Raw genomic sequence first — 23,210 nt, 5'->3', positions numbered from 1 at the left:
TGGAGGGAGTTACTTGAGAGCTTTACGACAGATCCATGTTGAAATTGGCGGGTGGTCTCGCAATATTCAACTGTTCTTTCTGGCAAGTCTGCTGTATCAGATCGGAAACGGCATGTTCTCGGTTCTTTATAATCTGTACATTCAAGGCTTAGGTTACGATGACACCATGAATGGCCAAATTGTCAGTATCCAATCTCTTGCTACAGCAATCATGTTCATTCCTATTGGATTTAGCGGTGACAAGTTCAGCCGCAAAAAACTGTTGATTATCGGGGCGCTATTCAGCGGTGCTTTTCTAATCGGACGATCCTTCGATTATGCCGCGAGCGGGTTGATTTGGTTTGCTGTATTTTCCGGCCTGTTTGCCGGTGTTTTCCAGGTACTCGCCATTCCTTATCTCGCAGAGAACGTCAAAAAAAGCCAGCGCCTCAAAATGTTCAGTTATTATTCCTCTTTGGTGCTCGCATCTCAGGTTCTTGGCAGTCTGGGCGGAGGCGTGCTTGCAGACGTGCTTCATGCTGCCGGCATGGCCAAAGTCACCGGATTGCAGACGGTACTATTTATGGGCGGAGCTGCGACTCTAGCGGCATTTATTCCGTTGCTTTTTGTAACCGAGAATCAGGAGTCTCGGACAGATCTAAAACCGAAACAGCTTCAGCCTCACCAACACTCTGTCCAGGGGGCTGAAGCAGAGCTTACTCGTGCTGTAATTACACCACTCCCCGTTGATGATGACACACGTATTAAAAAAAGAGATACCAGGCTGATTGGTCAGTTCATTGTGACACAGTTGCTGATCGGATTAGGATCAGGACTCGTTGTGCCTTATCTGAATTTGTATTTTACGAATCGCTTCGCCGTATCGTTAAGCGGCATGAGCATCCTGATTGCACTCGGTCAGATCATGACCATTGTATCCATGCTGATTGGCCCAACGTTAGCTGCCAAAGTTGGCAGTGTACGAGCTGTCGTTATTTTCCAAGTATTATCGCTGCCCTTCCTGTTATTCACAGGTTTTACGAACCTGCTTTTCATTGCATCCGTCAGCTTTTTGTTCAGGCAAGCGCTCATGAATGCTGCTAATCCAATTCATTCCGCCATATTAGTGGATCGGATCTCGGATAAACGCCGCGGGATTGCCAACTCCATGATGCAAACTTCGTTTATGATTGGTTGGGCGACGATGGGGCCAGTGCAGTCATATCTGGTTACTACCTACGGAACTTATTGGGGATACGCGATTACGTTCAGCATTACAGGCTGTCTCTACGTCATCTCTTCCCTGATGTACTTCTTCATGTTTAGAGAGCCAAAGCCCTCTGTTACTGTTCTTGCAGACAGATCGTAACCATAAACAACTAAAAAAAAGAGTATCCCCATGCTCTAGCACTCACGGGATACTCTCTTTTTTGAATTATTTCTCCTTGATTACCTACCAATATTTTGGATTATACATAATAACGACAATACCCAGGGTGACCACCGTTGCTAGAACAACAAAAGTGTAATATCTCGGTTTATTTTCTGGACTTGGAGCTTGCTCATCGTAATGATCAGAGTTGCGACGATAAGACCCCATCCACAGATCGCTCATCATATGGCCAACCACTTTCACCAGACGTTTCATCCAATCCATTATTAATCCCCCTTCCACAATCAATATTATTCCATATTAAGTATAATTAACCTTCTATAATCAAACAAGTCTTTCATCTTAGGCCCGGTGCTGTCTGTCGTTCCAACTGTGTCAAAATATGAAAGGCTTCTTGATTGTTGCTGCCGCACATCGCTTCCTCAGCCTGCAATCCACTACATACCGCCGGGCGGCTGGCTTGACCGAATATACCGCAACGATTATCGTCCGTCAGCTGGATGCATCGCATTCCCGCAGGTTTGCCCTCAGGCATGCCGGGAATCGGTGATGATATGGATATGGCAATACAACATGCGGCACATCCCGTCCTGCATTCCATGATGTTTCCTCCTTCGTTTGCCTCGTATAACACTCTGTTACTTTGAGCGATTTACCCATGTCCATGTTCGTGCTAATCCTTGAGCGATTCTGCGGTTCATGTGCTCACTGGTAAAATATCCTCCGTGGCTCAGTGGATTCCAGCTTGTAGCTGGTCCACCGACACGCACCTCAATATCCTCCTTCACAGCGGCCGCATATGCCGGGTCAATGGGACGCAGTGGATAACCTAATATATCGTTGCTTTCATAAAAATTAACCCACTCCCCTTCCAGATGTGGAAAGTAATGCGTGGCCTGCGGCGCAGGCACCCGAATGGGACGGCTGAAATTATCGTAGCGCAGACTCCATAGCGGCAGTGTTGTGCCAAAGGAGTAAAAATTGGTCAGCGTATCTCCCCGCTCCAAAGCAGAGTTCACATCCACAATTTCCGGTATTCGGTTGGATGACGGATACTGCAGATCATAGAAAAAGTTGCTTGCAATGACAGCTCCGAGACTATGAGCGATGACACAAAGCGGAGCTTCCGGCCCATTGCGCTGTGCGAGAACGTGCATGGCCTGATTCAGCGTTCGGTGCACAGCATCATAATGATGTCCTTGGTTCTCTACAGGTTGGTAAGCCACCGCATCGGCGAGATAATGAATGACAAAACGGCGCAATGCCTGATAGTTTAATCCCGGTGTGCGAACCAGCTGTTGAAACAAAGCCTCTTCACGCTCCTCGAACACGTCGGCCCAGAAGACGGGTTCAATATCAAGCATCTGTTTCGCGGCGCCTGGCAGCACCATAACACGTTCCATTTCTTTGCTCAAGCAAGCGATCAGCTTGTCAGCGTAGTTTTCTTTTTGCATACCCAGTCCATGAATGACCATCACCGCTACCCGAGTCATGGCTTTCCTCCTTATCATTTGACTAGGAACGCTCCTTGTACACCCACTGTATGAACTGCTTTTTCTCCGTATGACTGACATTCAACTGAAGCACCAAAAGAGTGCACTTCGACTTATTATCAAAATTTGTAATTACTTGATCACATAACTATTTTATCATGATGCCTATGCAAAATCACACCTGTAAATGCCAAAAGAAGCTGCAGGTTTCACAGCTCCTTTTGACTACAAGCAAATATGCATTTATTCTTTCAGATAAATTTTGAGAACGCCGTTCTGACTTGAAGTCACATCTCCTGTCACCGTCTCAATCCGTTCAACCATATCCTGACCATCCGGGATAATGACAGGCGTAATGAGTGGATAACCCGCATTTTCGATGATGTTACGGTCAAATTCAAGCAACTTCTCTCCGGCTCTCACGCGATCACCCGTGTCTACATACATAGAGAAACCTTCCCCTTTAAGGGATACCGTATTAATGCCGACATGAATCAACACTTGAAGTCCGCTCGCATGTTCCAATATAACCGCATGTTTGCTCTTAATGACATGTGCAACTTTTGCGTCAAATGGGGCAACCACCTGATTGCCCGAAGGTTCGATTGCGATGCCTTCACCCATTTGTTTTTCGGCAAACGCCGGGTCAGGAACTTGCTCCAGCGGTACCGCTTTACCCGTCATTGGCGCCATAACTTCGAGTGTTTTTGCAGATGCATTTTCAGACTTCGCTGTACTACGATTGCGCTCAGCCATCTCTGTTCCTGCTGCTGTCTCGGCAGATGTGATCCCTGAAGCGGACTCTCCGTTCGCCATCAGTCGATCTTCTTTTCTCAGCTTCGCCCGTCCAAACACAACGGTCAACAGGAACGGCACCACCAGAACGATGGCCATACCGATAAAGAAGACCCCCCATTTATCCGGGAAAATGGACAGGAATCCAGGCACACCGCCTACACCGATGGACGTAGCTTGAACATTATTCATCGTAAGCAGTACACCACCGATAGCGGAACCGACCATACCGAAAATAAACGGATAACGGTAACGAATATTCACCCCAAAGATGGCCGGTTCGGTCACTCCGAGGAAAGCAGATACGGATGAGGTCGCCGCAAGCCCTCTCATTTTCTTCTCACGTAACACGAGCATCATGGCAAGTGCCGCCGAACCCTGCGCAATATTGGACAAAGCGAGCATCGGCCACAAGAAGGTGCCGCCTTGGCTACCAATTAGCTGTACGTCTACGGCAAGGAACGTATGGTGCATACCGGTAATAACGAGCAACGCGTACAGACCACCATAGATCAAACCACCCAGCGCAGCGTACGAATCATAGATGTAAATCAAACCGGATGTGATGGCGTTTGCAATTGCAAACGTAACCGGTCCGATAATCGTAAATGCCAGGAATCCGGTAACCAGCAATGTCACAGGAGCTACGACCAGCAATTTGATGGAATCATGCACCCTTTTATTCAGGAAAACTTCCATCTTGGCAAGCAGATACGCCGATACCAATACGGGCAGTACCTGACCCTGATAACCGATCTTCTCAATCTCCCAGCCAAACAGATTCCAGGTCGGAACCGTTCCTTTGTTCACCGCATCAGCGTAACCATATGCACTCAGCAGATCAGGATGTACCAGAATCAGACCCAGCACAATCCCGAGCAGCGGACTGCCGCCGAATCGGGTCACTGCTGACCAGCCGATCAAAGCGGGCAGGAATGTAAACGCGGTGCTTGCAATGGTATTAATGATGGAAGCCAGGTCTTTCCATGCCGGATACACATCCACTAATGATTTCCCATCAAAGAAGATACCAGGACCTGTCAAAATGTTGTTAATCCCGAGCAGTAGACCCGCTGTAATAATTGCTGGCAAGATCGGAATGAAAATGTCCGAGAGCGTTTTGATGGCACGCTGCAACGGATTTTGCTTTTTACCCGCGGCTGCTTTCACATCATCTTTGGAAGACCGTTCGCCTCCGGTAATCTGAATCATCTCTTCATAGACTTTATCCACCAGACCTGGACCGATGACGACCTGGAATTGGCCTTGGGAAGAGAATTGCCCTTTGACCAGATCATTTTGATCAAGTAGCTCTGTGTCTACTTTGTCCTCGTCATACAAAGCAAAGCGTAATCGCGTTACACAGTGCGTCGCCGCTTCAATATTGTCTTTGCCGCCGACGGCCCGGACGATCTCTTCGACTTGTTTTTTATCGATTGCCATAGTGTCACTTCCTATTTATAAAATGGAATTCATTCTGTTACTGCTTGATTAACCACATATAAGAAGCATACGGACTAAGCGAGAGTTCTTGCTTCAGCTCAGGTTTTGCATCCGTATTGCTGATCAGAAGTTCAGGTGATTTACCTGCAATATGGTTGTTCCAGACCGCTTCAGGAACTTGAAAGGTTGTATCCTGTTTACGGAAGTTGGACACTACGATTAATGTCTCATTCCCGTTGGCGCGTGCATATGCAAACACTTCAGCGTGCGCATCATCCAAACGTTCGTACAAACCGTCAGTCAGGACATTCACCTCTTTACGCAAATGGATCAGCTTACGGTAATGATGATAGATGGAATCCGGGTTGCCGATCTGCTCCTCCACATGGATGGACGGATATCTCTCATCCACCTTGAGCCAAGGTGTTCCGGTTGTAAATCCAGCATTAGCCGTACCGTCCCACTGCATCGGTGTCCGGGAATTATCCCGGGAACGCTCCTTCACAATCTGGAAAGCCTCTTCGGCCGTTTTGCCCCGCTCTTCCTGCAACAAACGATACATATTGGTGGACTCAATGTCGCGGAACTCGCTGATGTCATTCCAAACGGGGTTAGGCATACCAATCTCTTCGCCCTGATAGACATAAGGCGTACCTTGTAATCCATGTAAAGTCGTCGCCAGCATTTTGGCACTCTCCGCACGGTATTCTCCATCATCTGCGAAGCGGGATAACGCACGCGGCTGATCATGGTTGTTCAGGAACAGTGCATTCCAGCCGCCACCAGCCTGCATTCCGGTCTGCCACTCACTGAACAGTTGCTTCATGGATTCAAAGTCGTATGGAATCAGTTCCCATTTCTGTCCATCTGGGTAATCCACCTTCAAATGATGAAAGTTAAAGGTCATCGAGAATTCTCTTGAAGCCGGATTGGAATAACGAATACAGTGCGCAAGCGTAGTCGAGGACATCTCCCCTACCGTCACCATGTTATAGGGCCCAAATACTTCATCGTACATTTCCGTAATATATTCGTGCACTCGTGGCCCATCTGTATAGTACTTGCGTCCATCACCCGGTGACACGCTGCCATCATCGTCCGGGAAACGCTGATCTTTGGAAATGAGGTTAATGACGTCCATCCGGAAACCGTCGACTCCTTTTTCCGCCCAGAACTTGATCATGTCGCGGACAGCCTTGCGTACTTCCTCATTCTCCCAGTTCAGGTCTGCCTGCGTTTGATCAAACAACGTTAAATAATATTGTCCGGTCTGCTCATCATACTGCCAAGCTGGCCCACCAAATTTCGATTGCCAGTTGTTCGGTACACCGCCGTCCGGCGCGGGGTCTCTCCAAATGTAATAATCCCGATAAGGATTGTCCTTCGATGAACGAGACTGCTTGAACCATTCATGGTCGGTTGAGGAGTGATTCACCACGATGTCAATCATCAGCTTCATGTCACGCGCTTTCAGCTCGGCAAGCAATTCATCGAAATCTTCCATCGTTCCATAGTCGGGGTTAATGCGGTAATAGTCTGCTACGTCATACCCGTTATCACGCTGCGGGGAAACGTATACGGGCTGCAACCAAACAATGTCGATCCCCAAATGCTGCAAATAATCCAGCTTCTCCGTTAACCCCCGTATGTCGCCAGTCCCTGATCCTGTTGTATCATTGAAGCTCTTCGGATACACCTGATACACCGTAGACCGCTTCCACCACGATGATGGCTCTGTATTCTTCGAACTCATGTTAACGCCTCCAATTGTTGTATTGCTCTAACCAGACTCCTCGGATATTTCATCATCTATATTACATAACTAAACATGTATATACAAGTTGAAACGCAAATATGTACATTCTGCTTCTCTTCTACTCATTCCCCATTAATGTTTTAGCTGTAACATTTATTTGAAGAATTCGTCTCGCAAACTCCATGATATGTGTATTACATCACCAAAAAACCGTCTGTTCCCCTGGACTAATCCCGGTTTTTCAGACGGTTGAAAGATATAACTTCAATCTATTTCACAATTAAAGCACCTCGGGTGTTGCTAAGGATTGGCCCTGTTTCTCTCGAAGATTCAGCTTCAATGTAGCTCGCGCAGCCTTTTCTTCTGCTTCCAATTCAGCGGCGCTAATCTCACCGGAGAGCACAGCACGCATCCGTTTCTGATCGAGCAATCCTTCCCATCTCGCAACGACAAATGCCGCTACACAGTTCCCCATCAGGTTCGTAAAAACACGCATCGTATCCATAAAGCGGTCTGCACCGAGCAACAGAGCCACTGCTGCTACCGGAAAAGCATTCACTGCCGCCGCCGTAGCTGACAGAGCAAGAAACGCCGAACCGGGAACACCCGCCATGCCTTTCGAGCTTAGCATCAGCACCAGCAGAATGGTGATCTCTTGACCCAAGGTCAGGTCAATGCCGACAGCCTGAGCAACAAAGACCGTCGCTAACGATAGATAGATGGAAGCCCCGTCCAGATTAAATGAGTATCCCGTAGGCACCACCAGTCCAACCACTGCACGATCACACCCCGCCTTCGTCAGCTTGTCCATCATACGCGGCATCACAACTTCTGATGAGCCTGTTCCAATCGCGAGCATCACTTCTGAACGAGTGTATCGGACAAACTGTATAAAGTTCAGCCCTGTAATCCACCAGGCAGCCAGCGCTAACAGCAACAGGAATAACAGAGCAGCGCCGTAACAAGCCGATATTAACAATCCAAAGGAGGAAAGGGTGGAAGCGCCGTACGCCCCTATAGTGTAGGCCATTGCACCAAAAGCGCCTATCGGAGCCAGCTTCATAATGTAACCGATCATTCGGAACACAATCCCAAGTAGCTGCTCCATCAGGTTCAGTACATTTTCCTTAGCCTTGCTCTCCGTGGCTGCCAAGGCAACCCCGAACAGACAGGCAACAAGCAGCACTTGCAGCAGGGCATTCTGGGCAAAGGCATCCACGACACTTGTTGGAATAATGTTCAACATAAAATCAACCGTATGCGGAAGCTCGGACCCCTTTGTTTTTGCCTCGATTCCGCTGGCGTCAATGCTGGCGGGATCTACATTCATTCCCGCCCCTGGACGAAGCAGATTGGCTGTGCATAAACCAAGCACAAGTGCAACCGTTGTGGCAAGCTCGAACCACAAAATTGCTTTAAGCCCGATTCGGCCAACAGACTTAAGATCACCCATTTTAGCGATACCTGTAACGATGACCATAAAAATTAACGGTGCAATCAGCATTTTGATTAATTTGATAAAACCTGTACCCAAGGGTTGCAATAGACTCCCCAGATCGGGCCACAACATACCTACTCCAATACCGATGATTACTGCTGCAATGATCTGAAAAAATAAAGATTTTACAAATGTCATGAACGCTCCCCCGTTTGCAATCGTTTCGGATATCCGGTTGGTTTCCGTGTAACTTTTTATAACATTGCTGTCTTTCAAGCTACAATGCCATTTCGTTCATTTTGTGATAGTGACCAACAATTGCCCTTTAAATTGAATGCTCAGCACAAAAAAAGCGAATGACGCATCATCTTTCTTGACGCATCATTCGCCTTTTATAATTATAATGAATATGGATCTGACCTCAAACCAGCTTCCTTTTTACAGGGAAATGGACTCACCAGGTGCCAGTACACGACCCTCCAACCCTTTGGAAGCCAGCTGCTGCACAAAATGCTCTGCATCCTGACGAATCGCGGGGAACGTGTCATAATGTACGGGAATCGTCAGTTTGGCATTAAACCATTCCGCTGCCTGTAATGCATCTTCAGGCCCCATCGTATAATGTCCGCCAATCGGCAGGAAGGCAACATCGATTTGATGCCGATCCCCGATCATCTTCATATCGCCAAACAGGCTTGTGTCGCCAGCATGTAGAACCGTTTTGCCACCAATATCAATGATAAATCCGGCAGGCAAACCTGCATACATAATCCGCTGTTCTTCTTCCAGCACAATGCCGGACGTATGGAACGCCTGAATCATTTTCGCTTTGGCGAATTCAAGATCCACCGTACCGCCCATATTCATGCCGAGGGTATCAAGCCCCTTCCACGACATATATGTAGCCAATTCCACAATCGCCACCACTTTGGCATTGTTGGCTTTGGCAATCGGTTCAGCATCCAGAATGTGATCCATGTGCGCATGTGTCAGCAGGACTACATCCGTCTTGATATCCTCTGGTTTGGTTACCGCCAACTCATTGCCACGCAAAAATGGATCAATCATGAGTGATTTATTTTCTGTGCCCAGTTGTACACTGGAGTGTCCGTGGTACGTAATATTCAACAATTCATATTCCTCCTGACTTTAATATAAGTTGTCCTCTCCGTTGCTGTGTGAACAAAAAAACTCAACTTATATTTTTAGATTATTATAATTCAGAACGCTGCGCGAGCGCAAAACTGCCATCCTTGTTACGTTCGTCAGCTAGCTATGCATAATAATCACTTTCATACGCCGCTTGCGCATTGCTTACTCGCCGCTCTTACGCTTTTTGCAATACACCCTTGCTTCATATGGTTGCAACAAAATAGCTCCATCATCGGTTGAATACCGTCTGCTCACGTTGCCAATCATGAATTTGCTGTCTTCTGCATTCCAGCCTTCCGGCCATATCATCTCTGGCTCATTTGAACTGAAATTCATCACGATTAACCACTGCTCATCATCCAGTGTACGTGTGTATGCATAAATTTCCGGGTCATCCGCCAAAAGCAGTTGGTATGCTCCGTAAATCAACACCCGGTTTTGCTTCCGCAGTGTTATTAATTTACGGTAATAATGCAGGATCGAATGTGGGTCAGTCTCCGCGTCCGCTACATTGATATCCTTATAATTGTTGTTCACTTCGATCCAAGGATTACCTGCCGTAAAACCGGCATGCTCCGATTCATCCCATTGCATCGGTGTTCGTGCATTATCCCGGCTCTTCAGCCAGATGGCCTCCATCACCTCATGCTTGGATTTCCCTTGCCCGATATAGTGATTGTAATAATTTTTAGTTTCGATATCCCGATATTGGTCTATGTCAGGGAACGCTACGTTGGTCATGCCAATCTCTTCCCCTTGATAGATATACGGCGTGCCTTCCAGCGTTAACATCCATGTTGCCAGCATTTGTGCAGAACGCACGCGGTATTTACCGTCATCTCCAAAACGCGAAACCGGGCGCGGCTGATCATGATTGCCCATATAGTTGGCGTTCCAGCCCCGGCCGTGCAGCACCGTCTGCCAACGGCTCATGATTTCTTTTAGCTCCGTGAGCTTCCAAGGTTTATAGTTCCATTTCCCAATGCCCGAGGACTGGGCATCAATGAACATATGCTCAAACTGAAACACCATGTTTAATTCATCCCGATCCGTACCGACATAAGCTAAAGCCTGTTCTGGCCCTAGCCCCGAGGTTTCTCCCACCGTCATCGGGCCGTATGGCTTCAGTATCATCTGATTTAACTTGCGGAGGATGGAATGGACCTGATCCAGATTGGAAAACAGCTCATACGCCTGTACGACAGGCAGGTTGTTCGGGTTATGTGCATTGGGTAAGCCATCGGCTTTGGCGATATGGGCAACTGCGTCAAAGCGGAAGCCATCTACCCCTTTTTCCAGCCACCAATGCACCATCTCGTACATTTCTTCAGCCATCTCCGGATTATTCCAGTTCAGATCGGGTTGATGCTCCGAGTATAGATGCATGTAATATTCGTTCGTTTCCGGGTCATGCTTCCATACTGAACCCCCGAAATAAGACTCCCAGTTGTTCGGCACCTGTCCGTTTTTACCGGAACGCCAGATGTAATAGTCACGCCTTGCATTGGTTTTGGAAGAACGGGATTCCGCAAACCAGGCATGTTCATCCGAAGTATGATTCAGCACAAGATCCATCATGACTTTGAGTCCACGCTTATGCGCTTCAGCAAGTAGCCGGTCAAAGTCCTCCATCGTGCCATATTTTCGTAAAATAGCGTAGTAATCACGGATGTCATATCCGTTATCATGACCTGGGGAATCATAGATGGGACACAGCCAAATGACGTCTACGCCCAGCTTTTGCAAATAATCAAGCTTCTCATAGATCCCCTGCAAATCGCCATATCCGTCTCCGTCGCTGTCTTTGAAGCTACTCGGATAAATCTGATATACCACACTTTCCTTCCACCAAACGATAACACCCACCTCGCTTTCTTCTCTTGTGAAGCAATTCACCCGTTAATATGTTTTATCCGAAAAGAAACCCTTATAAACACCTGAACCTAGGTTTTATACCAAAAGACCAAAAGACCCGAAACCGCAATCGCACCGGGCGATCAGCTTCGAGTCTTACTTGACCTCGTTTTCCGCCGAATGAGCGGTAAAGTCTATTTTAACGGGATGTAGATCTTCATATCCAGCCGCTCGGGCGTCGACTTCCACACATCGGTCACTTCAAAGTCCGGCCCTTCCCGCCGTTCATACTTGGAAGCTGGCAGCCAGCTTCCGTAGATCATTTTGCGCACATCCTGCTCTGAGCCTTCGGTTGTAAACTCGGCATATAGCCCGCCTGGAATCTCCAGACAGGTATATCCGGGTTTTAAGGAATCACCGCTTCCTGCACTCTCTTCGCCAACGATAAATGAAAATGCCCCATCCTCCTGAAAATGAGCCGCAACACCATACGCCATATCGGGGCGAATTCGCTCGGGAATGTTCATAAACTTCTGCTCACGCCCGAATTCATGATAGAATCCGGGAATCTCTGTGTAATGTTGCTCTGAATTCAGGTTGGTCTTATATTCATATCCGATGATCCGGATCGGCTCCAGCGTCACCATACGTGGCGGATTCATATGGAACGCTGTGCCAAGCTGTGAACGATATTCATTAAAATCAATACGTTGTTGCATGAACTCCTCTGTTAAAGCTTCCTGTTGCTGCTTGCGAAACCGCGCCGGTGTGACGCCAAAGTGAGCGTCAAATGCCCGGGTAAAGGCTTCCTGCGATTGATAACCATAGCTAAGCGCAATTTCCAGTACACCCTGCGCCGAGTTTCGCAAGGTCGAAGCTGCCTCCGTTAGTCTTCGTCTGCGCAAGTACTCCAGAACAGTAAAACCTGTAATCGCCTGAAACAAACGTTGAAAATGAAATACTGAAAAACTGGATGCAGCCGACACATCCTTTATGTTGAAAGGCTCCTGCAGATGCTTTTCCAGATGCTCGATGGCAAGCTGAATACGCGCATAGTGATCCATATGTTCCGTCTCCTATTCGTTCGCGTGATATGTACCCTACTTTGTCTTCCTTACTGGTCTGTTGCTTCCCTTAGTATGACTGAAATGCCCCGGCAGTTTTTGATGCTCAATGCGAACTTATGACATTCATAACAAAAATCTCTTGTTCCTGTCCGCAGCCCTGCAGCGAACTTCCCACTGCCAGGCGCAGACATCAAACAAGAGAGAGAGCGGATTTCCATTTGTAAAGCTAACTTAAATGCTAATTTATCCGTTCTATTTTTTAAACATGCTTCTTCTCAATTCTAACCATTCCAGTGCCCAGACACAGGATGAATGCCCCATATATCGGTTGCATACTCACTTATTGTTCGGTCACTGGAGAAAATACCTGAATGTGCTGTGTTAAGCACAGCCTTGCGAGTCCAGTCCGAAACATCGCGATACGCTCGATCAATCGCTGCATGTGCGTCGGCATACGCTGCAAAATCCCGTAATACAAAGTATTCATCCCCATGCGCGAGCAAAGAGTCATAAATATCCCAGAACTCCCCATCCCGATAACAGAATGCCCCCGGATGCACCAATTGCTCTACGACTTCACGAATACGTTCGTCCTGATTCACGATTTCGTTCGGACGGTAGTTGCCGTTCCGATAATATTCCAGCACTTCGTCGGCGCGCAAGCCATAGATGAACATATTCTCTTCACCGACTTGCTCTGCCATCTCCACGTTTGCACCGTCCATCGTACCAATCGTCAGTGCGCCATTCATCATAAATTTCATATTACCAGTACCCGATGCTTCTTTCCCCGCTGTCGAGATCTGTTCACTCACATCTGCCGCAGGGATAATTTTCTCGGCAAGCGAGACCGAATAGTTCTCCAGGAAAAAGACCTTCAACCGGTCATTTACTGCTGCATCGCGATTCACGGTATCTGACACCGTATTGATCAGTTTGATGATCTTCTTCGCAAAATAATAACTCGGCGCTGCCTTTGCTCCAAAAATAAACGTGCGCGGCACCATATCAAACGAAGCATCGCTTTTCAGCTTGTTATACAGATGCATGACATGCAAAATGTTCAGAAGCTGTCTTTTGTACCCATGCAACCTTTTCACCTGCACGTCAAACACGGAATCCGGGTCAACGGGTACTCCCGTGTGATCCAGGATATAAGACGCCAGACGATTTTTGTTATCTCGTTTAATTGCACGAAATTGCTCCTTGAACGCGGATTGCTCGGCGTAATCAGCCAGTTGCTCCAGTTTGCCAGGTTCCGTGATCCATTCATTGCCGATCGTTTCTGTAATGAGATTCGACAGCTTCGGGTTGGCATGCATTAACCAGCGACGGTGTGTAATACCATTGGTTTTGTTGTTAAAACGTTCAGGGTACAGGGCATAAAACGGCGCCATCTCCCGCTCTTTCAAAATCTCGGTATGCAGTGCAGCCACACCATTGACACTATGACTGCCTACGATGGCAAGGTGTGCCATGCGAACTTGATCATTCGCAATAATTGCCATCTGCTCAATGCGTTCGTCATCACCCGGATAACGATCCAGCAGCAACCCGCAGAAACGTTTATTAATCTCTTCAATGATCATATAAATACGTGGCAGTAGCTTGCTGACCATAGGTACAGGCCATTTTTCCAGCGCTTCGCTTAGAGTCGTGTGATTTGTATAAGATACCGTGCGTGCAGTAATATCCCACGCCTCATCCCAGCCATAGCCCTTATCATCCATTAGAATTCGCATCAGTTCGGGAATGACCAGAGTAGGATGGGTGTCATTGATATGGAAGGCCACTTTGTCCGGCAGGCGGTCATACGACAGTCCCAGCTTGCTAAATGTACGTAGTGCACTCTGCACTCCTGCGGAACACATAAAGTACTGCTGTTTCAAACGCAACAACTTGCCCTCGTATTGGGAATCATCCGGGTACAGGAATTCCGAGATCGACTCCACCGAACGGCTGTAATCCAGATATCCGTAATAGTTCGAAGGGGTATCCAATGACGTTTCTCGTTTCGGCTCCGCACTCCATAACCGTAATGTGTTGACATGGGACTGACCATAACCGATAACGGGCACGTCATACGGTACGGCAACGACCGCTTCAGCATCCTTTGTCACGAAATGATAATGTCCATCCTGCTCATAGGCTTCTACCCGGCCCCAGAACTGAACCTCTACCTTTTTATCTGGACGCCGCACCTCCCATTCATTGCCCTTTTCCAGCCAGTTATCAGGCAACTCTACCTGATTGCCATTAATAATTTTTTGCTCGAATAGACCGTATTTGTAGCGGATACCACATCCATGTCCCGCATAGCCAAGTGAAGCCAAGGAGTCCAGGAAACAGGCAGCAAGCCTCCCCAGTCCTCCATTGCCTAGCCCTGCATCTGCTTCCTGTTCCTCAATACACTCCAGTGAAAATCCAAGTTCCTCCAGACTGTCACGAACCAGTTCCAGCTCATTTACGTTCAACAGATTGTTTCCGAGCAGACGTCCAATCAGAAACTCCAGCGAGAAGTAATACACCTGTTTATCCTGACGCTGCTTGAATCCCTGATTCGAAGCCGCCCAGTCCTGACCCACGTATTCACGGATCATGCTGCCGAGCACATGGTACACGTCTTCCTTCGTAGCTTCTTCAATTGGTTTGCCCAGTTTGCTGACGAGATTCCGTTGAAAGATTGATTTGAACGTTTCTTTGTTGTCAAACAAAAGTAGGTTCCTCCCGGTGAAATCCTGCGAGGTGAGGGCGGTTCGTGATTTTAAGTACCCGGGCTTCTCTGCTAAGTGACCGTTTCGGTCACGAATCATTCTCTCGATCGCTGTTGTCTCTTCCATTTCCTGATCACCTTTTACAAGGTTGAAATGGAGAGACAAAGGCGAACGCTTCGCTTCTACAGAATTGATTTCGTTCCCTGCACTACGGCTGCACGTTAGCGAGAAAACGAACCCTGAGTTACTTAAGTGCACACAAACCTGAAAACTTACCCGCAAAATTTTATTTTTTATATATAGTTATGGATGATATCGGACAGATTTCAGATTTAAATAATAGTGCTTTTGGCCAAAATATACGGGTTCGACGGGGCACCGATTAACGTCTGCCCGCCAGTCAGCTTCACGTCTTTATCCAAAATGACATTCTCCAGCACAGTTCCCTCGCCAATGTAACATTTCTGCATAATGATTGAACCCTTAATCTTCGCACCCTTGGCCACATGCACACCCCGGAACAGGATGCTGTCTTGCACTTCACCGCCTACGATGCATCCATTGGCAAGCAAGGAATGTTTAACATCCGCTGATTCCAGATATTTGGCGGGGGCCTCGTATTTGATTTTGGTTTGCACGGGATCTTCTTTAAACAGTTGTTCATACTGCCCTGTATTCAGCAGATCCATGCTATTGCGGTAATAGCTGTCAATCGAGTTAATTACGGCATGATATCCTTCGTAGGCATAGGCCGCGATCTTCAATCCGCTCGGATTTTTCAGGATGGCGTCACGGAAGAAATGAGTCTCACCATGTTCAATGCAGCGCTGCACCTGTTTAAGGAACAGTTCTTTTTCCATGATAAAAATCTCCGTATATATATTCGTATGGTCAGCACATTGGTGAATGTCCACCACATTGCCATCTTCATCATGATCGACTTTAACGCAGGATTCATGCTCAGGTAGCAGTCGGTCTACTTTTTTGCAAACCAGTGTAACGTCCGCTCCCTTACGGATATGATACTGATAGACATCCTGAAGATCGGCCTTGGTCACATGGCGGCTGCCTGCGTGCACAACGTATTGCCCTGCGCCTCTGTGGAAGAAATCCAGATTGTTGTGAAAATGTTGCAAATCACCCTGCGACGTGTCCGTTGGATCGTTCCAATCGGGAGGAAGAATAAACATGCCCCCATGTTTGCGATCCAGATCCCATGGCTTACCATCGCCCAGATGGTCCATCAGTGAACGGTATTTGCGGCGAACAAATACGCCTATGCTCTCAATACCCGCATTCATCATGTTAGACAGGACAAAATCAATAAGACGATAACGCCCGGCATAAGGTACCGCGGCTCCGCAGCGAAAGTACGTCAATTCCTTCAATTCTTCCAGTTCATGGTCAAGGTTAATAACTCCAATTAGTGATTTCATGCCGCGCACCGTCCTTTGCCAACATTTTGGTCAATCAATTCGCTATTCCTTGACGCAACTGCCGTTCCAGTTCTTCCTGGTCTACCAGCAAAATATCACTCTCGTCTCCAGGCGCGGGGGCAATCCGGACTCCATCCGGAATGGCTAAGCCCTCGGCGATAATGGCGTTGTGAATGGACACATTACGGCCAATTTTGACCCGAGGCATAACCACGGAATCGATCACTGCACTGTTCTCTCCCACCTCGGTTCCATAGAACAGGACGGAATGATTCACCTCACCGTGCACGATGCTGCCCTCACTAATGATGCAGTTACGCACCTTGGCGGCAGGCGATATATATTGAGCAGGCTGATTGGGGTTACGGGTAAAAATCCGCCAGTTGGGATCATTCAGATTCAACGGCGTTTCCTCGTCCAGCAGATCCATATTGGATTCCCACAGACTGCGAATCGTTCCAACGTCTTTCCAATACCCTTCGAACGGATAAGCAACTAAAGATTTGTCATTTTCAAGCAGCAACGGAATGATATCTTTACCAAAATCGTAGGAGGTGGATGCCTGCTGTTCGTCCTGAATCAGGAAACGTTTCAGCACATCCCATTTGAAGAGATAAATGCCCATGGAAGCAAGCGTGCTTCGGGGCTGAGAAGGTTTTTCTTCGAACTCATAAATGCTGTAGTCTTCATTTGTATTCAAAATACCAAAGCGGCTCGCTTCTTCCAGCGGCACATCAATTACTGAAATCGTGCAGTCTGCATTTTTTTCCTTATGATACTGGAGCATCTTGTCGTAGTCCATCTTATAAATATGATCACCCGACAGAATCAGCACATGTTCGGGATCAAATTGTTCAATAAAGTTCAGGTTACGGTAAATCGCGTCAGCCGTCCCACGATACCAATTGCTTCCATCTTCCCGTTCATGGGGAGGAAGCACATAAACTCCGCCATTTTTACGATCGAGATCCCAGTCACTGCCAATACCGATGTAGGAATGCAAAACAAGTGGCTCGTATTGGGTCAACACACCAACGGTATCAATACCCGAATTCGAACAATTGCTCAGCGGAAAATCGATAATACGGTAGGTTCCACCAAAATAAACAGCGGGTTTTGCCAGTGATTTCGTCAAACCCTTTAATCGTTTACCCTGCCCTCCGGCGAGCAGCATCGCTACAACTTCTTTTTTTGCCATCATTACAGCCTCCTCCACGTGCATTCATTCTGATTCATTTCAGAGCCCATAATCGATATTTTGTTGTGAAAACACGACTGTCTTGATTAGGAGCATGCTGTACAGATGTGAAACGGATAAAGACATCATTCATATGTAACCAGACGTCTTTGGTTAGATGATCACAGGAATGTTGGTGCGGATCAAATCAATGATCTGTTTGAGTCGAAGTTCTTTTCAAATGCAGATGAGCGAAGCTGATGGTGTGTTTTAAAGCATGTAGATGGTGTTGATCTTGCAGAACATGTTGATTGTGTTGAAAACGACTTGGCTTGCATTGTAGACCGTGCTAATGATGGGTAATGAAAAATGAGCTTATTACCCATTAAACAGGAATTCGATCGGGGAATCTTGCGGTAACAGCAAATTTGAAAAAAATCAGGGCATCGCCGGTTTGAACCTTACGCGCTCCTGTAACTGCCGCTGTTATTTAAATCTATTCGATAGACACGAATTAAAATCCTCTTGGTAATAATATGGTAAAACCATGCCAATTGATGATCAGGATGGTTGACACACATCAAAAAAAAGCCGGATTTCTCCGGCGGCCCTACACATTACCTATTTTACATTCTAATTCACCCGTATAGCTTACATAAGCTTTCAGATCATATACCACATTGCTTAATACATACTGCCCCTGATTCACAAAAATTTCAATCAAGTTAGGCTCTACAAAGATGTTGAGTTCACAGCTTCCCTGAAGCTCCGGAGTCTGAAACTGAAGATCGTATTGATCCAAGCCTCTAAATACCTCTGTACGATCGGTATGCACTCTTCCGTCTTCCAGCCATACGCGATAACCGCCAATATCCAGAACTTGATGTTCCTGCAACACAACTTTCAATTGAAATGGCTTGGCATAATTAATATGCTCGACAGGGATAGGTGTCTTAAAATGAGTCTCCACCTCAGGATGCACCCGGAAATAGATCTGTTCGTCCTCGACCTCGATAACTCGTGGCAGGGCCATCATGCCAATCCACGGCTTCTCACCCGGATTCTTCACAGGTAGCGGCATTCGCATCCAGGCTACCATAACCCTGCGCCCTGCGGCATCCAGATTCGTCTGAGGCGCATACAAGTCCCCACCATAATCAACCATATTCAATTGATCCGGAATGACGATATCACAGCTTTCTTCTATAAAGGAAACCAGACTGCACATCGCATGACTTGTATACAACGGTTCCTTTTGAATCCCTTCAGGGGACATCAGCAGTACAGTCTGCTCGGCTCCGCTCGAACGATCTGACAACCTGAAAATATCCGGACATTCCCACATATAACCGAGCCCTGGCTTGGTATAGCTGTTCACATACGTCCACCGGAGTAGATCCTCGCTTGAATAAAACAAAAGCTTGCCCCGCTGATCTCTCGTCTTCGTGCCCAAAATCATATAATACCGATCCCGATACTTCCACACTTTAGGATCACGTGTATGCGTGCGATGCCCCAGAACAGAATCGACGATCGGCGGGATGATCTGTTGCTTGGAAGCGAGGTTGTCAAACGTATAACCATCCTCCGAGATCATCAAAGCCTGACTGGACTCGAATTGATCATCCACAATCACATGAACGTTCTCCTCATTGAGCACATCGTATTTGACAGCGGTATAAAAAATAAACATTTGGCCCTGCACTTCGAGTGCCGTTCCAGAGAAACACCCATTTTGGTCATAACCTTTGCTTGGATACAGAGCGATAGGATGATGCGTCCATGTGACCAAATCCGGACTGGTCGCATGCCCCCAATGCATCGTGCCCCACTGCAGGCCATACGGGAAGTATTGATAGAATAAGTGGTACTCTCCCCGGTAATAGATAAACCCGTTCGGGTCATTCATCCAGTTGCCAGGTGCTTTTACATGTAATTGATCCTGTTTCATCACGGCCTCCATCAACGATTTAAATAAACCGGAGTCTCCATCATAATATGTAAAGCCAACATCGTTAACTTTTCTCAACGACAGATGTAAGCGTATCCTACAATACATATCTGTTCAAGCCAAAAAAGCCGCCGGTCTCAGCGACTTCAATTGTAACATTAATTTCTTCTCTGTAGTCTAAACCGCAGTAAATATAAAAGTTTCTCTGCAATCTGTTCTAGATTATCTTTCGGAACAGGCTCATAACCTCATCCTTCGACGGTTGATACGGATTACCTGGTGCACAAGCATCTTTCATCGCATTACTTGCAAGCAACTCCACATCCGGGTTCTGTACCCCAAGTTCGGACAGCTTCTCCGGAATTCCCACTTCTTTGGCAAGGTCTCTAATCGCTGTAATTACGTATGCTGCACATTCCTCGTCGGTACGTTCCTTCACATCCATCCCGATTGCCTTGGCGATATGACGGAATTTGTCGGGCACATGTTTGGCATTCATCTCTTCCACATAAGGAAGCAACATCGCGTTGCAGACACCATGCGGCAGATCATACACTCCGCCTAATTGATGTGCCATGGCATGAACATATCCAAGCCCCGCATTATTAAAAGCAATACCACCCAGGAAACATGCGTAAGTCATATACTCCCTTGCTTCCAGATCGGTTCCATCCTTCACCGCTCTTGGCAAATATTCGAAGATTAATTTGACCGCAGCTGCTGCCGTTGCACTTGTAACTGTAAACCCACCTGGTGTAACCATCGCTTCAACCGCATGGGTTAATGCATCCATGCCCGTTGCAGCAGTCAGACTCGCAGGTTTACTCAGCATAAGCTCAGGGTCATTTACCGACAGATCAACCAGACAGTTTCGGTCTACCATCACCATTTTCACTTTTCTCTCCTCATCTGTAATCACATAGTTCATCGTTACCTCGCTTGATGTACCAGCCGTTGTATTGACAGCTACCAGCGGGACCGATTTGGATCGGGATTGGTGCAGTCCTTCATATTGACGGATGTGTCCACCGTTTGCTGCAACGATCCCGATCGCTTTTGCAGCATCCTGCGGTGAACCTCCGCCTATCGATATAATGGCGTCACAGCCATGGTTCTGGAACACTTGTAACCCTTCATGCACTTGCTGACATGTTGGATTGGGCTGTACCTCATCATATACGACATAGTCTAACCCTGCTTTCCGCAGCGTAGACAATACACGTTCGGCGATACCTGACGTAACCAGTTCCTGATCCGTAACAACCAGTGCCTTACGTATACCCATCTGTCCAATCATTGGAGCTGCATCCTGCAAACACCCTCTACCCATTAAATTCACGGGTGGGACATAATATGCATGCGTTGCCATCTGAACCAGCCTCCTGTAACCCTGATTTACTACCTTTATTGTAACTGAATCCGTTTCCAGCTATAGTGAAATAAATCACATTCACTTGATAAATGTTACATTGTCCCATACAGCGAACCGGATTTTATGGTTTCTTTGATCATAAAAAGACGGCTTAGACACCCTCAGGGTCCAAGCCGCCATATCTTTGATTACTTTTTTGATTACAGTGCCTTGTCGTTTACACCATCAAGCCAAGCTTCAATCTCGCCAATGACGGATGATACACAGCCGTCTTCAAAAGGCGATTTTAACCCGGCAAGTTCCACCAGACCTGTGAAGGACAAGCTACCGCCAGCTTTGCACAACGTCAGATAATCAGCCCATGCTGATTTCATATCCTCATTACTGCGTTTCCAGAACTGGAACGCACAGATTTGAGCCAGTGTATAATCAATGTAATAGAATGGTGAAGAGAAAATATGACCTTGTTTATGCCAGAATCCACCTTGCTCCAGATACGCGTTATCTTTGTAGTTGATATGCGGCAGATAGATTTTCTCAATGTTGCGCCAAGCCTGTTTGCGCTCAGCCGGTGTTGCCTCTGGGTTCGCATACACAAAATGCTGGAATTCATCCACAGCGACCCCGTAAGGAATGAACAACAACGCAGAGGACAAATGGTCAAACTTATACTTGTCCGTATCTTCCTTGAAGAACAGCTCCATCCACGGCCAAGTGAAAAACTCCATACTCATCGAATGGATCTCTGCAGATTCGAAGGTCGGCCAGTTATATTCCGGCACTGCAAAATTGCGGCTCTCGTACACCTGGAAAGCGTGCCCTGCTTCATGGGTCAATACATCAATGTCACCCGACGTACCGTTGAAGTTGGAGAAAATAAACGGCACTTTGTAATCGTTCAGGAACGTACAATATCCGCCGCCCTGTTTGCCTTTTTTGCTCACCAGATCCATCAGCTCGTTGTCAGTCATCATCTGGAAGAACATATCTGTTTCTGGTGAAAGTTCGGCGTACATCCGTTTCCCGTTCTCTACGATCCAGTCCGGATCACCTTTGGGTGTTGGATTGCCCGTCTTGAAACTAAAGCCCTGATCGTAAAAATAAAGCGTATCGACATCGATCCGGCTACGCTGACGTTCTCTGAGCTTGTTCGCAACAGGCACGATGTAGTCGCGGACTTGTGCGCGGAAATTAGCGACCATCTCCGCATTGTAGTCTGTACGGTTCATACGGTCATAACCAAGCTCCACATAGCTTGGATACCCCAGCTTTTTCGCAATCTGTGTACGTACCTTCACCAGTTCATCGTAAATGCGGTCGAATTCCGCTTCGTGCTCCGCCATAAACGTGTAACGGGCTTCTGAAGCACGTTCGCGCATCGAGCGATCCGTAGACAGCTCAAACGGATGAAGCTGCGGCAACGTGCGCTCTTCGCCTTCGAATGGAATTTTGGCAGAAGCAATCAGCTGATTGTATTCGGTAGAAAGTTTATTTTCCTTCTGGAGGTCTTCAATGATCTCCGGGCTAAATGTTTTCAAAGCTTGCTCAGCGAGCTGAAACAGTTGGGTTCCCCACTTCTGTTCTAGTTCTGCACGGAACTTGGAGTTCACCAGCGCACGGTAAAAATCGGTAATGTATTCCTGAACAACAGGCTGACTATCATCCAGGAACTCATTCTCTGCCTTATAAAACTCATCATTCGTATCAATGGAATGGCGGATGTAGACCAGCTGTGCCTGTGTTTCAAAATCACTACGCAACGCATTGATCTTGTCCATGAATTCACTTTGCTCTTCCACTGAAGCCGCCGCTTCGAATCCCTTCAGCAGTTCACCGAAAGAGGTCTTGATGTGTTCCAGATCGGGACGTGTATACGTGTATTCACTAAACTTCATTTATGTACACCCTTTCCTGTTTGGCAAATTTCGGGAAAAACCCGAGAAGCTATCCCCTATTATACAAAAGTGAAGCCTAAAAATCCCAACTTTACGAAAAATATTTGTCCATCGGTCAAATGCTTTTACACAAATATCAAATAAGCCCGCCTCGCATCTGCGAAGCAAGCTTATAGGCTTGTCTTTTTCAATTGTTCCTATGGATGGTTCCACAATTAATGTTTGTCTTCGTCAACAATCTTATAGAACCAGCCCATTCCAATCATACCCACAACCATAATCGCAGCCAGAATAA

General features: G+C 47.1%; 16 protein-coding genes. 1 reads left to right on the top strand and 15 read right to left on the bottom strand.

The window, feature by feature from the left end:
• Positions 1-13: 13 nt before the first annotated feature.
• The gene (locus tag Q9R46_RS07980; protein WP_145330225.1) at positions 14-1,348 is read left to right on the top strand and encodes an MFS transporter; all 1,335 of its coding nucleotides are present in this window, start codon (positions 14-16) and stop codon (positions 1,346-1,348) included.
• Positions 1,349-1,432: 84 nt separating this feature from the next.
• On the opposite strand, the gene Q9R46_RS07975 is transcribed toward Q9R46_RS07980, so the two are convergent.
• The 15 genes from Q9R46_RS07975 to Q9R46_RS07905 form a co-directional block, all read right to left on the bottom strand.
• Positions 1,433-1,636 (bottom strand): hypothetical protein, encoded by a 204-nt coding sequence (locus tag Q9R46_RS07975; protein WP_145330223.1) that lies wholly within the window; start codon positions 1,634-1,636, stop codon positions 1,433-1,435.
• Positions 1,637-1,709: 73 nt separating this feature from the next.
• Complete coding sequence (locus Q9R46_RS07970) at positions 1,710-1,973, bottom strand: YkgJ family cysteine cluster protein (RefSeq protein ID WP_090920646.1); 264 nt, start codon at positions 1,971-1,973, stop codon at positions 1,710-1,712.
• A gap of 37 nt (positions 1,974-2,010) precedes the next feature.
• On the bottom strand, positions 2,011-2,865 hold the full coding sequence (locus Q9R46_RS07965; RefSeq protein ID WP_145330221.1) for a chemotaxis protein: 855 nt from the start codon (positions 2,863-2,865) through the stop codon (positions 2,011-2,013).
• 243 nt (positions 2,866-3,108) lie between these two features.
• Positions 3,109-5,103 carry a PTS system trehalose-specific EIIBC component gene (gene treP, locus Q9R46_RS07960; RefSeq protein ID WP_145412815.1) on the bottom strand — a complete coding sequence of 665 codons (1,995 nt, stop codon included), beginning with the start codon at positions 5,101-5,103 and terminating at the stop codon, positions 3,109-3,111.
• A 37-nt stretch (positions 5,104-5,140) separates the two neighbouring features.
• The gene (gene treC / locus Q9R46_RS07955) at positions 5,141-6,856 is read right to left on the bottom strand and encodes an alpha,alpha-phosphotrehalase (protein ID WP_311279553.1); all 1,716 of its coding nucleotides are present in this window, start codon (positions 6,854-6,856) and stop codon (positions 5,141-5,143) included.
• A gap of 283 nt (positions 6,857-7,139) precedes the next feature.
• Positions 7,140-8,495: a C4-dicarboxylate transporter DctA gene (gene dctA / locus Q9R46_RS07950; protein ID WP_311279552.1), complete on the bottom strand. Its 1,356-nt coding sequence runs from the start codon at positions 8,493-8,495 to the stop codon at positions 7,140-7,142.
• A 240-nt stretch (positions 8,496-8,735) separates the two neighbouring features.
• Positions 8,736-9,428 (bottom strand): metal-dependent hydrolase, encoded by a 693-nt coding sequence (locus tag Q9R46_RS07945; protein ID WP_311279550.1) that lies wholly within the window; start codon positions 9,426-9,428, stop codon positions 8,736-8,738.
• A 183-nt stretch (positions 9,429-9,611) separates the two neighbouring features.
• Positions 9,612-11,315, bottom strand: coding sequence for a glycoside hydrolase family 13 protein (locus Q9R46_RS07940; protein ID WP_311279549.1), 1,704 nt, complete (start codon positions 11,313-11,315; stop codon positions 9,612-9,614).
• 182 nt (positions 11,316-11,497) lie between these two features.
• Entirely contained in the window at positions 11,498-12,367 is an 870-nt protein-coding gene (locus tag Q9R46_RS07935; protein ID WP_311279548.1) for an AraC family transcriptional regulator, read from the bottom strand.
• Positions 12,368-12,651: 284 nt separating this feature from the next.
• Positions 12,652-15,084 carry a glycogen/starch/alpha-glucan phosphorylase gene (locus tag Q9R46_RS07930; RefSeq protein ID WP_311279547.1) on the bottom strand — a complete coding sequence of 811 codons (2,433 nt, stop codon included), beginning with the start codon at positions 15,082-15,084 and terminating at the stop codon, positions 12,652-12,654.
• 332 nt (positions 15,085-15,416) lie between these two features.
• Positions 15,417-16,520 carry a glucose-1-phosphate adenylyltransferase subunit GlgD gene (gene glgD / locus Q9R46_RS07925; protein WP_145330205.1) on the bottom strand — a complete coding sequence of 368 codons (1,104 nt, stop codon included), beginning with the start codon at positions 16,518-16,520 and terminating at the stop codon, positions 15,417-15,419.
• 34 nt (positions 16,521-16,554) lie between these two features.
• Positions 16,555-17,718 (bottom strand): glucose-1-phosphate adenylyltransferase, encoded by a 1,164-nt coding sequence (locus Q9R46_RS07920; RefSeq protein WP_311280972.1) that lies wholly within the window; start codon positions 17,716-17,718, stop codon positions 16,555-16,557.
• 589 nt (positions 17,719-18,307) lie between these two features.
• Positions 18,308-19,648: a glycoside hydrolase family 32 protein gene (locus Q9R46_RS07915; RefSeq protein WP_311279546.1), complete on the bottom strand. Its 1,341-nt coding sequence runs from the start codon at positions 19,646-19,648 to the stop codon at positions 18,308-18,310.
• A gap of 217 nt (positions 19,649-19,865) precedes the next feature.
• Positions 19,866-21,017 (bottom strand): iron-containing alcohol dehydrogenase, encoded by a 1,152-nt coding sequence (locus tag Q9R46_RS07910; RefSeq protein ID WP_311279545.1) that lies wholly within the window; start codon positions 21,015-21,017, stop codon positions 19,866-19,868.
• Positions 21,018-21,220: 203 nt separating this feature from the next.
• The gene (locus tag Q9R46_RS07905; RefSeq protein WP_311279544.1) at positions 21,221-22,915 is read right to left on the bottom strand and encodes a M3 family oligoendopeptidase; all 1,695 of its coding nucleotides are present in this window, start codon (positions 22,913-22,915) and stop codon (positions 21,221-21,223) included.
• Between the last annotated feature and the right edge of the window lie 295 nt (positions 22,916-23,210).

Source organism: Paenibacillus sp. RRE4 (genome assembly GCF_031844205.1).
GTDB classification, from domain to species: Bacteria; Bacillota; Bacilli; order Paenibacillales; family Paenibacillaceae; genus Paenibacillus; species Paenibacillus xylanexedens_B.
The sequence above is the reverse complement of the archived record's forward strand: the minus strand, read 5'-3'. Positions and strand labels throughout refer to the sequence as shown.